A 12,753-nucleotide genomic window follows, 5' to 3' on the forward strand; every position below is an offset into this window, starting at 1 on the left:
CCAACAGATGTTTTACCGTTCATTTCTAACCTCTATTTACTACAACTTAGACATTTAGCAACTTTTTAAAATTATTTTTTAATATTTCATTAATATTTGTTCCCTCTAAACCTTTTATTTTAATTAATCCTTTTTCTATATCACTTATAAAATTAAGATTATACCCGTCTTTTGTTGACCTAGTAAAAGGAGCATCGCTTTCTATTAAAATTCTTTCTATTGGTATATTTTTTATTAACTCTATACCTTTTTTACTTTTTACCATTTCAGTATTTATTGAGAAGTAATATCCATTTTCTATAGCTTCCCTTAGTTCACTAATTGTCCCACTAAACCAATGTAGAATAATCTTGCCGTTAAATTTGTCCCCTATTATTTCAATTACATGCTTACTAGCTTTTCTGCTATGAATGCTCAATATTTTTCCACCAAGTTTATTACAATTATCTATAATCTCTTTAAATGTATTTATTTGCAAAGCTTTATTTTCAACATCTTCTTCATTGAAATCTAATCCAATTTCACCAATATACTTACTATACTTTAAATCCTTTATCAGTTTTGGTATTTGATTTTTATATTGCCCAATTAACTGTGGATGTAATCCAACAGCAAATCGTATATATTTAAGATTTTTATACTCTTGAATATACTTTTCATATAATACAGGTAAATTAGTTACTGCAATAGTATATGATTTATTCTCTTCAATGTATTTGATTAAATCATCAATATTTTTATATAAATCTAAATGCATATGAGTGTCATAATTAAACCTATTCATTGCATTCCTCCAACAATTCCATTAATTCTTGAAGTCCTCTTTTATATAATGCTGAATACTTTTCTAAATCTGAAGTAAGTGGACCCGATTTTTGAATAATTAAAAATGAATTTTTTTCATCATACTTACCAATTCCCAATAAATATGAATTCAAATTCATATTTGCTGTCTTTCCACTATCAAATTTTTTATCTCTATATATTGTAATATCCTCAATTCCTGACTTTTTTATTGCAGCCCTTCTAATTACACATGGTAAACAATTTCCACAGTGACAAGATTCAGTTTCCCCTAACATTCTTCCATGGTCTGGATGAGAACATGACATAGTGTTTACAATATTATTTTTTAAAAACCCAATATTTTTACATTGCTGTATCATTTCTCCCTTAGTTTTAAACTGATATGGATTTATTACTCTAATATCAATCCCCAATTTAGATAACAGTTCTTGTAGCATTTTCATGTAATATGGATGAGTTGTTCTTGTACTACTGCTTCCAAGTCTTGAATTAGTTAATGGTATATTAAGTGAAATCAATCCATTTTCAGGTATTATCAGATTAACCTGAGTATTCATACATGTAGCTATAGCTATTGCATGAGAAAAAAACATTAATGAGCGTGTTCGTGTTGTATCTTCTTTTCCATTCATAGCAGCTGCATAAAAGCTAAAGAAAATATTCTCATTAACATTATAGTTATTAATAAATTTGTCTTTTAATCCATCTTGATACTCTTTAACTCCTTTTCCACCGCCATAATGGCTAACGAATATTATTTCTTCATTGCATACTTCTAGTAAGTCTATAACTCCTATAAATGAATCTAGACCACCTGAAAACATACATACCTTATTAGCATTCACTTTAGTTTCATTAGAATTATTAATTCTATTTTTCCATTCCAGCTCATTTTTTGTAAAACCTCTATATCTAAACGTCAAATTCCATTTATCACCACTTAAGTAATTTAACATATTTTGAACTAGTTCTTTATTCTGTTCCCATATTTCTAATTCTAAAACTGGTATATACATATTAATATTTCTAGTCCAACAATCCTCAAAATCTTTTCTAGGAACTATTCTATCTGCCCCAAAAACAAACAAAGACAAACATAATAAATCTATTCCTACATTAGAAAAATAAGTTGGTAACCTTTTTAATTGATTATTCCAAAATGTATACGAAAACATTTCATTATCATTTATATTGTAATTTATAAACGGAGCATTAATTCTAAACTCCTCAGCACCATCAACTTGACAAACTATATTTATTGAAGTCATACACACACCTCCAACACTTCAAAACATTCCGTATATAGATTTTCAATAATTTTACCTATATCAGCATTATTGTAATCAATTTGTTCTAGTTTAGCTTGTTTCAATTTTATATCTACAGAATTCTTAATATAATCTTTAAATTCTTTCTCTACCCTTAATGCTTCTTGTGTATTTTTAGCATACTGTTCAAACCTACTTTGTAAATCATTTAGCATTTTTTCAAATATATAATCACTAATATAAATGCTCATAATTTGTTCAAAAATACAATCATCTATTCTATCCAAAGAAGTAATGTCCTTATTATTTTGTTCTAAAAAATCATAGATTTCTGATAATGCTTCAATAGTTGCATTCCTAGCTATAGCATCTTCTTTTGTATTTGAATTAGATGATATAATGTTAACCATCTCAGATAATAATGTCTCAACACTTTTACCTACATAATCTATATGTAATTTTTCAAATGTCTTTATAATACCTACGCTTCTAATACTTGAAAGAAATTTTCCTAATTGTACCGTAGAATTTCTTCCTGACGCCGACTGCGTTGAAGCTCTCTTAGCCCCACCATATGCCTTTACATAATTATTTAAAACCCGTGCTTTACTAGAAGAGCTACCTTTGATATATTGGGACATAGCTTTTTTAGTTTCCTGCCATGAACCCATTTGCTTTTCATTATCTTCTTGCTTTTTTTCATTGTTATCTGTATTGTGATCTTGCTTTTCATCCTTTGTTATACTATCATCTTCAAATCCTTCAGGTAATAAAGGATTCTTACCTATTGGACCCTTATATATACTTGATGTCCCCATATTATTCCCCCTGATTCTTAAATGATCTTTCTAAAGCAGGTTTTAATTTACTATTTTCTTGTGCCCACTTTTTTGTAATCTCTAAAACTTCAGTAATTTTCTTTGATTCATTCATGAAATCTTTTATTACTGGTATCAATGATATATTAATACGTTCACCTGAAAGTCCACTTAAATTACTTAAGACATTGGAATATAAAATTTCTTTTGTCTTACCCCATTCAATAAAAGCTTTGAATAAATCATTATCAACACTTGTATCTGATATTATTTTTACAAAAACACTCTGCAATATTTCTCCAGATTCATAATCATTAATTTCTTCTGCTGCCTTTATAGCTTCATTAATACCAACTTTAGTTTTGCTTACTAACTTGTCCAATATATCCTTAGCCTTTGGACTTAACTTTTTAACACTAGTATCGAACTTTTCATCTAAAGATTCTCTAGAAAAATAAAAATATGGTCGTAAGTCATCTATCTCTGATAACTTTGGCTCTATCTCACACCACTCTTTTACCCATTTATCATCTTTCCATATTCTTAGCTCACTTTCTTCTGTTAATTCTCCAAGCTCCAATAATTCTATTTCTTTAGACTTTCCTTTTTCACTTGATTGCAATTGAGCTATTTTCCTAAATAAAGGAGACTTAAAATATTCAAGTAACATTACTTTAGCAAGAACTTTTCTATCTATTTCAATTCCTTTATAATGAGCCATTTTTTCTCTCATTACTAAAGAGTTCAAAAACCTCTTGCAATGACGTGGATTACCATTTAATCCATTAGCTAATACTGAAGATAGTTGTTTGGACACAGCTAAACTATCTTTAACTTTTTCACCTATTTCAGGTAAGGTAGCATGTATAATAGTATAGTCAAGTGTAAAATCAAGAAATTTAATTTGCTTTTGTTCTTTAAGAAAATTTATTACTTGTTTAAATTCTTCATCACTTAAATCTTTTTGAAATAATAAACATGTAATATAAAATTCAACTTCTTTAGAATTTAATCTAGGAATTCTTATTGGATACTGAATTATTTTTTCCAAATATTCTTTTCCAATATCAATTTGCTGACCTTCGATTTTATCAAATTTTCTTTTTACAGCATAAGATATATGTCTCTCATCAGCTCCTATAATAAATACTGTATTTCCAGCAAACAAAAACAATCTAATCGCCTCTAACGTTTCTAATATAGTGTCAGGACTACACCTATCTAATTCATCTATAAAAACCACTAGTCTTTTAATCTTTGTTTCTTTTAACAACTCTGCAAAACTCTTCTGAAACTCTTTAATATTCTGTCTTATTTCCTTATTACTTAACTCATCTTTAATTGTTTTAATAATTCCATCTGTATCTACATCCTTAGTCTTATCTTTAACTTTAGACACAATGCTATTAAGTGTTAAATCTGTAATAGTTCCTATTCCACCTGTTAAGAATATATCCGCACCGTACTTTACCCCGTTTTTTAACAACTTCATTTTATCAATACTTTTATACAACCCACTAATACATATAGCTGCTTTTTTAGATAATTTTCTATTTTCCTGTATCTTATCCAGTATACTTCCCATTAAAGCAGTTTTAGCATCTTCATAACCTTCGAAGAGCCACCCATTAAACACTAAGCACACTGTATCTTCATCCTTATTAAAAGTATTCATACTCATGCTTATTAAGCTTGACTTTCCACTGCCCCAGTCCCCATATACCCCAACACTAGACGGTAATAATGTTTCGTCTTCAATTATATCTTTAAGTATATTGATTAAATAGTCAAAATCTAGAAAATCTAATTCTGTTTCACTATCCTTCCACATAATATCCTCCTTGCTTGTAATATCATACTATCTTTAACTCTACATATATCTAACTTATTATTTACATGAATGCTGATAAATTAATTTTATATCCAATAGAAATAAATCCCTTTATCCTAAAAATATACGTTCTACAGTTAATTAACCCTCCAATTAAATATTTTCGTGATACAAATCTTCTTTTAATTGCTCCCAATACTCATTAACCATTGTACTAATATTATCAATTTCTAAGCTTGATGCAATTATATAAAATCGCTTTTTAACTTCACTTTCGTCAAGTTCAAGCTTTTCAGATAAATTTGATATCCATGCAATAACTGCTGGAGCAAGAAATGCATGTTCTTTTCTAAAGCTTTCTGACCAATTAGAGCACCCACTCAAGTCATACACGCATACAGTTAAATATAAATCAATTGCTTTATTGTAATCTTGCAACCTTTCATAAATATTACCTATTTGCATTAAGCTGTTCCTATATAAACCATAATTTGATTTGCTTTTATTTATTTTAGCTTGCTTTTTTACACACTCAATTAGTGCTTGTTCAATACTAACTTTTTTCGCTTTTATAAATTCTGCTACTTCAGAAATATTTAGACCTTCGTTAATAATAATAGTTTTAATCCAATTTCTTCTTGAACGTTCATCTCTTATTTCTACCATTTTTTCATATTCAGTATTTGTCATCATAAGTTTTTCACCTGTAAAAACACTATTCTTTACAAGAATTGTATTCCCACATTCATTACACTTTCCCTTTTGTACAGGACGTTTTAATAAAGGCTTATTACAGTAAGGGCATACTCCCTCATTGTATAACTCCACATTCTTATCAAATAAATTAGCCTCAATCTCGTCAAAAAGTACAGATTTTCTAAAAACCTCATCTGGTTCTTGTTTTGCTATATTCTTTATAGCTTGTGCTTGTGGTGCATATTTTCCACCTTTTCTTAATTCCTTTAATGTAGCCTTTACATTTTCATGTGTTAATTTTAAAATTTCTAATAATGTATCTGAAAAAGCCTGATTATCTAATATTGATGGTATAGCTAATACTCTTTGATTTTCATCAATTGAATAGTTAGCTAATATCACTTCTCTCGTTTTTGGACATTTTAATGGTGAGTATTTGTTTAAAGCAAGATATTCATCACCATATTTTTCCCTCAGTAACTTATTAAGCTCTATTTCAAAAATATTACTTTCGTCCCTTATATATCTTTTATTAGTGAAGCCTACTTTGCCTGCAATAGCCATGAGTTCTTTTGCAGTAAGATTTATACCCATAGCTTGTTTTGCAAGAATATATATATTTGACATATTAACTTCTTCCACAGTTTCAATACTATTTATATACTTAATAAATAAATCTTCTCTTTTATGAAACAAGCATGCTGCAATTAATGCATTTGAAGAATATGCTAAAAATGAACCGTTCTTATGTTTATTACGTAATCTTAACACCATATTAAAAGCTTCTTCATAATTTCCAAAGAATAAATGACGTTCAAGTCCATAATAAAAAATAAATACATATCCTATATTTATATCAGAATCTATATTTTTCAGCCAATTCAAATATATCCACCTTTGCTCTGAAGATATAGATGCATATGCAGGATAATAAGATGGTCTTTCTATTTCGTCAATATTTCTTGGTTGTTTTATTGGTAAATTCATACTTATAGCACTTGGTTCTGATGAACCCATAAAAGAAATCTCAATCTTTATTCCCTCAATATCAATTTGTGATCTATTTTTTGCATATTGCTCATAATTTTTATATTTACCATCAATAAACCATAATAATCTAAATACATCTTGTGGAATAATATCTGGTCTTATTGCTAACATATCATTATTTTTTTGCTCATTATCATTTTTACCGATAACAACTTTTTGTAATTCATTTTTCTTTTTCTTAAAAATATCAAATATCCCCAAAATAAATCCTCTCCCCATTACCAATATTAAAAGCTCTATTGCTCATTAACCGCAAACTATTTTAACTTACTTATATATTTACTCTTATCAATAATATTAATTAATGTATAAGCAATACAAATAGCACCATCATTCATATGATAAATTCTTTCATCTTCTTGGTTCATAACTTCATCATTAACAAAGTCGTTGTATTTTGCATCTAATTTTTTGATTATATCATTAGATTTTTTTATACTCTTCTTTAGCCATTTTTTAGCTACTCTTTTCTCCTCATTATCTGTGCTTTTAAGAAACTTTACAAAATCATTCATCAATTCCTTATGCCCATCATTATGAATGATTAACCATTTACTATTTAATTCATCTTCTTGCTTTAATTCTTCACTTTCTTCTTGATGTATAATCCCAAGTCTCCTACATTGTTCAATCATAAATCTCTTTTTCAAATGCCACACCACCATTTCCATTAAATTAACCCTAGTTTTATACACTGCTACTATTCAGCATTTCTAAGTGCATTATATATAATAGGCAACATAGCTGCTTTAAAAAATTCTAGTTTTTCCTTATCTTTTAACATTTCGGTATAAAATTCATTACTGTTTTTAAATCCATCAACCAATATTTTACTAAATATATCGTTGTACACATGTCCAAATATCTCCACTTCATTATCTTTAGCAAAATTTACTATGGTTTTATCACTCTTAAAATCATCAATTATTTGTTCCATGACTTTATCAACTCCACCAAACTGTGTTCCAAATCGTTCATTTATTTTCTTTATAATTTGACTTAACGTATCTTTTGATTGCGGCTTTGCTCCTCCTGCATGTTCTGCTCCATATACTGCTCCTTCACTTTCTTTTACAAGTGATATTTGCCCTTCATAGCTTTTTTGAAGTTTATAATAGTCCATGGATATTTTACCTTCTAGATCAATATTATCTTCCTTTTTACGTGGCAATACCTTCATTAAAAACTTTGCGTAAGTATAAAATTCATGCAATTCTTTATCATACATCCTTATAACCTGAGTAATAAAAGCATATAGTCTAACAAAGGATGTCAACGAAGACTTAAATTCCATTTGTGCCAATTCTTCTAGTTCTGAAAACCTACTTATTGCAGGCTTCAAAAATGCTGATGCCTTGCCTAAATCTTCTTTTCCAGTACGCTTACTAAAGAATATATTTATAAAGCCATCTACTTCCTCTTTGGTATATATTTGCTTTTTGTCTAAAATGTGCTTTATATCATACAGCATATTGGGGTTTGTCTCTTTTTCTAATACTGTTGACTCATAAAAAGGTTGAAAAGCTTTCTGTATATCTTCTGCTGTATTTGCAAAATCTAAAACAAAAGTATCTTCCTTTCCTACACAAGTACGATTTAAACGTGAAAGTGTCTGCACTGCCTTTACATCACTTAACTTTTTATCTACAAACATAGTATGAAGTAATGGCTCATCAAAACCTGTTTGATATTTTTCGGCAACTATTAAAAAATGAAAATCATCAGTTTTAAAAACATCTTTAAGCTCACTCTCTTTTACTGGATTTCCTTTATAACTATTCATTTTTTCTTCTGTCTTTGGCATTCCATTATCATCTACTTCACCTGAGAATGCAACTAATACATCAAGGTCATTATACCCTTTAGACTTTATATAACTTCTAAATTCTTCACAGTATCTAACAGCATGCATACGTGATGCTGTTACTACCATAGCTTTAGCTTTTCCACCTATTTTATGTCTTGTTACATTTCTAAATTGTTCCACCATAATAGCTGTTTTTTGTGCTAAATTATGTGGATGTAACGATTGATATCTTTTAATTGCCTTAACACCTTGAGCTGAGTTAAGCTCTGGATCATCAGGTATATTTTTCACTACATTATAGTACATATTATAAGTCATATAGCTATCTAAAACATCCAAAATAAATTTTTCTTCAATAGCCTGTCTCATTGAATAAATGTGAAAAGCTCTATATTTACCATCTTCTCCTCTTTCACCAAACATCTGTAAAGTCTTTGCCTTTGGTGTTGCAGTAAATGCAAAGAATGAAAGGTTTGCATGTTTCCCTTGTGAAACTAATTCTTTTATTATTTCATCTTGTGAATCTAATATATTTTCTTCTTCTACTTCTTCAATTCTTGCATATTCTTCTAAAGCTTCACTAATATCAGCAAGAGCAATCTTTAACTTAGTTGCTGCTTGTCCAGTTTGCGAGGAATGAGCTTCATCGACTATAATTGCAAAATTCTTTCCTGATACCTTTTTTACTTCACCATATATAACAGGGAACTTTTGTAATGTAGTAATAATAATCTTCTTTCCACTATTAATAGCATTTAAAAGTTGATTTGAATTATCATCAATCTTTTCTACAACACCTGCAACATGATCAAACTGATAAATTGTATCTTGTAATTGGCTATCTAATATTTTTCTATCGGTAATAACTATAACAGAAGAAAATATAGCTTTATTATCTGCATTATGAAGTCCTGACAATCTATGTGCAAGCCATGCAATAGAATTGCTCTTTCCACTGCCTGCACTATGCTGAACTAAATAATTCTTACCTGCACCATTTTCATAAATATCCTTTAAAAGTTTCCTTACTACATCAATTTGATGAAATCTAGGAAATATTATCTTTTCTTTCTTAGTTACCTTATCTGCTTCTTTATGAATAAACTTATGCAGTATTTCAAGTAAACTATCAGTGTTTAATATATTCTCAAATAAATATGCTGTGTCAAAACCTTTTGCATTAGTTGGATTACCTTTTCCACCTATATTTCCTGCACCCGCAGAACCCTGATTAAATGGTAAGAAAAATGTTTTATCCCCCTTCAATTCAGTTGTCATAAATACCAAGTACGGATCTACAGCAAAGTTAACTAAAGAACGTTTATTGAAACCAAAAATAGGCTCATTAGGATTTCTATCTTTCTTATATTGCTGAATTGCATGTTCTACATTTTGACCTGTCATTGGATTTTTAAGTTCTATAGTTACAACTGGGATACCATTTATAAATATCACTACATCAATGCTATTTTCATTATGAATTGAATAACGTAGTTGCCTTATTACTTGAAAAATATTTTTATTATACTTATCCATTAAATCATCATTTAATGTTGTTTCAGGTTTAAAATATACTAATCTAAATTTAACTCCTCTATCAATAAATCCATGTCTTAAAACATGGATAAGTCCTTTGTCTTTAGAATTTATTTCCTTTATTAATCTATCTAAAAATGCTTTTTCTGCATTACCTGGATAATTTATTTCATGTCGTTTCCACTCTTTTGGTTGTGTGGATTTTATAAACGAGAATAATGCACTAGTATCAAATGCCTGTTCTCTATTATAGTTATCTGAACTACCTTTAATATAGCCCTGCTCTATCAGACATTCTTCTACCCAATCCTCAAAATCCTTTTCTTTATAATTAATCATCCTAGGCTTCCCCCCTTTTTACCCCTATCTAAATCCAATCTGCTTAGAAATATTGTTCATTATTTGAGTATTAATATCACGTAAATTATGCATCGTTCTTGTATCTATGTCTTTAATGTGAATTATTTGAGTTTCAGTTAATTTAATATTGAGTTTATCTTCAATCTTCTTTACCATGTGACTTGTCTTATAGTTTATATAATTTTGTTTATCTTCCTGACTAAGTGGATTCAATTGACACATAAAGTTAAAACGAGACATAAGTTCTGGCGAAATTGTTTTGCTTACATCTTGCTTCTTTATATTTGATGTAAATATAATTAAATATTTATTTAAATCAAACTCTCGCCCTAATGAATCTGTAAAAGCTCCATCTTCTAATAGTTCTAAAAAGAAGTTAAATACTGGCTTACTGGCTTTTTCAAATTCATCTATTAATATTATCTTAGACTTACTCTTTAGTATTTTTTCTGATAGTTCTCCTTTATTACTTCCAATATATCCCCTAGGACTTCCTATTAAGCTACTCAGTGCATTTTCATCACTGTAATTACCAAAGTTTATCTTAATCATTTTTTCAGTAGGGCTTAAATAGTTATGGAGTAATCTAGCAACTTCTGTTTTTCCAATTCCTGATTCTCCACAAACAAACACTGAAAATACTGGTTGTTCTCCTATTTTATTAAAAAGCCTATATTTCACCAATTCTTCTTTAAGACGTTTTTTGAAATTATCATTTCCAAACAAATTGTCATTTACATGATGAATCATACTGTTAAACATGGCTTCATCTATATCAATTACATTACTAATTGACTCATGAGGCATTCCTAGTAACTTTTCCAGTTTTTGTATTTCTGAAATCCTCAAGTAAAGTGTATTCTTTATTATCTCACTATATCTTTTATCAACTATTATGAATATATCGCATTCATAATTTTCTACTGTTATATTTAGAAATGGAACAATTGCTCCAATTATATTTTCTGCCCTGTCTTCATTATAAAGCAATGATGAAATATCTATATATATTGCCTCAGTCCCTCCTGGAAAGCTAACTTTATTTTCATCACTCTTTTTATTAAAAATCACCCAATCTACAATAACACTATCTTGCTCTTCTACTAAATTCTCAATTTCCTTAAAATTTCTTTTGTCATATTCATAAACTATAACTTTTTCCACTAAACTTCACCTACTAATCAATATTGAGATCTTGTATTATTGCAATAATATCAATATAATCCACCATTTCATTATCTGGAGCATTAGTATTATTCCTATCGTCACTATCACCATCTTCAATATTAGACTGTGTGCTATTAGAGGACATGTTATTTAACATCATAATCTGATTCATTTTACCATCTATATCCTTCTTAATGTGCTTTCCTCTATAAATTCCTATAATAGTAACTGTCCCAATCTCTAAATCTGTTATATTATATTGATTTTCCATTTCCTTATCAATTTGCATTGGTATCTTAAATGAAATCTTATTTCCTTTGTGATTTCCAGTAAAAATATAAGCAGAATCTTTTAAAACTGTCTGAAGAAAACTATTTATATTAACACCCTCATACTTTATATCCTCAATCATTCCATTCATAATTGATTTTGTTGCAATAATTTCATTCATATTATCAATGCTTAATGAAACATCCTCAATCTTTATTAAACTGCCTATTTTATTATTAGAGAGTTTCCCAAGCTTCTTTGCCTTTTCATTTATTTGTTCAAGAATTATCGATTTTGTTATATTTACTTCCATCGTATCAATCATTTTTTTAGAATTTGTTGATGCATGGGTAAACTTCAACCCTAATTTCCCCATAGCTTTAGCAACAATACTATTTCCACCTTCTGCTTGTGCATTTGCATCAGCTTCCAAATTATTTTTCTTTTCATTTTGACTTTCTTCCTGTTTTGATTTTAGAAGTACATTATTTATCATCATTGATATTTCAAAAGCTTTTTCTAAGTTTATATAATATATATTGAACACCCTTCCACCCCTATCTTCATAAGTTCATTGCTACTATAATAACTTTCTTCTAGAAAGTTATTAAATCTTTACTATCTTATTTTTTCAACTGGCGTAATACTAATACATGGAAATTTTTCTTTCCATTCTTCTAAATTACAAACATCAAAATCAGCAATTATTTTATGAACTATCCTTGAATCTTTTAAATTAAAAGGTAATTGCTTACTTATCTTTTCTTTAAGCATTTTCCTGATTTTTTTATCCATCATAGGATGCTCAATTAAAAGAACATAAACAACAGGTAGTTGCTTAAAATTTCCATTACAAGCCCAAAATAAAAGTAAACTATCGTAATACTTACGAGCTATTTTTTTGTAAAAGGTTTCTGTACTTGCTTTCTTTAACATTCCATCAGGATTTTTAGCATTAGCAATATTAGCATTCTTATATTCTATAAAAAGTACTTCTTTTTCTGTCTCTGTTATGAAATCCACATCACTTAACATTGTTGTTTGCGATGCCATATCATGTATATCCCATACATAATTTAATTTTGAAAAATCAAATTTGTATTCCTTATTTTCATCTAGTAATATTTTATCATCCATATAACC

General features: G+C 28.5%; 10 protein-coding genes. All 10 read right to left on the bottom strand.

Annotation, left to right across the window (positions count from 1 at the left end; all coding sequences use genetic code 11):
• Positions 1 to 46: 46 nt before the first annotated feature.
• Positions 47 to 784, bottom strand: coding sequence for a Qat anti-phage system TatD family nuclease QatD (gene qatD / locus IAI10_RS10200; protein ID WP_156736318.1), 738 nt, complete (start codon positions 782 to 784; stop codon positions 47 to 49).
• Positions 777 to 2,075 (bottom strand): Qat anti-phage system QueC-like protein QatC, encoded by a 1,299-nt coding sequence (qatC, locus tag IAI10_RS10205; RefSeq protein WP_156736316.1) that lies wholly within the window; start codon positions 2,073 to 2,075, stop codon positions 777 to 779. Before qatC ends, qatD begins: the two co-directional genes overlap by 8 nt.
• Positions 2,072 to 2,893, bottom strand: coding sequence for a Qat anti-phage system associated protein QatB (qatB, locus tag IAI10_RS10210; protein ID WP_156736314.1), 822 nt, complete (start codon positions 2,891 to 2,893; stop codon positions 2,072 to 2,074). Before qatB ends, qatC begins: the two co-directional genes overlap by 4 nt.
• Before the next feature lies 1 nt (position 2,894).
• Complete coding sequence (locus IAI10_RS10215) at positions 2,895 to 4,724, bottom strand: P-loop NTPase fold protein (RefSeq protein WP_156736311.1); 1,830 nt, start codon at positions 4,722 to 4,724, stop codon at positions 2,895 to 2,897.
• A gap of 153 nt (positions 4,725 to 4,877) precedes the next feature.
• Positions 4,878 to 6,671 (bottom strand): TerB N-terminal domain-containing protein, encoded by a 1,794-nt coding sequence (locus tag IAI10_RS10220; RefSeq protein ID WP_315673191.1) that lies wholly within the window; start codon positions 6,669 to 6,671, stop codon positions 4,878 to 4,880.
• A gap of 56 nt (positions 6,672 to 6,727) precedes the next feature.
• Positions 6,728 to 7,129 carry a transporter gene (locus IAI10_RS10225; RefSeq protein ID WP_315673280.1) on the bottom strand — a complete coding sequence of 134 codons (402 nt, stop codon included), beginning with the start codon at positions 7,127 to 7,129 and terminating at the stop codon, positions 6,728 to 6,730.
• A 41-nt stretch (positions 7,130 to 7,170) separates the two neighbouring features.
• Positions 7,171 to 10,152, bottom strand: a complete 2,982-nt coding sequence (locus IAI10_RS10230; RefSeq protein WP_156736305.1) for a type I restriction endonuclease — start codon at positions 10,150 to 10,152, stop codon at positions 7,171 to 7,173.
• Between the two features lie 24 nt (positions 10,153 to 10,176).
• The gene (locus IAI10_RS10235) at positions 10,177 to 11,337 is read right to left on the bottom strand and encodes an AAA family ATPase (RefSeq protein ID WP_156736303.1); all 1,161 of its coding nucleotides are present in this window, start codon (positions 11,335 to 11,337) and stop codon (positions 10,177 to 10,179) included.
• Between the two features lie 13 nt (positions 11,338 to 11,350).
• Positions 11,351 to 12,157 (bottom strand): hypothetical protein, encoded by an 807-nt coding sequence (locus IAI10_RS10240; protein WP_156736301.1) that lies wholly within the window; start codon positions 12,155 to 12,157, stop codon positions 11,351 to 11,353.
• A 71-nt stretch (positions 12,158 to 12,228) separates the two neighbouring features.
• Positions 12,229 to 12,747 (bottom strand): hypothetical protein, encoded by a 519-nt coding sequence (locus tag IAI10_RS10245; RefSeq protein ID WP_156736299.1) that lies wholly within the window; start codon positions 12,745 to 12,747, stop codon positions 12,229 to 12,231.
• Positions 12,748 to 12,753 lie beyond the last annotated feature (6 nt).

Source organism: Clostridium sp. 19966, assembly GCF_032335695.1.
GTDB lineage: Bacteria > Bacillota > Clostridia > Clostridiales > Clostridiaceae > JACTOJ01.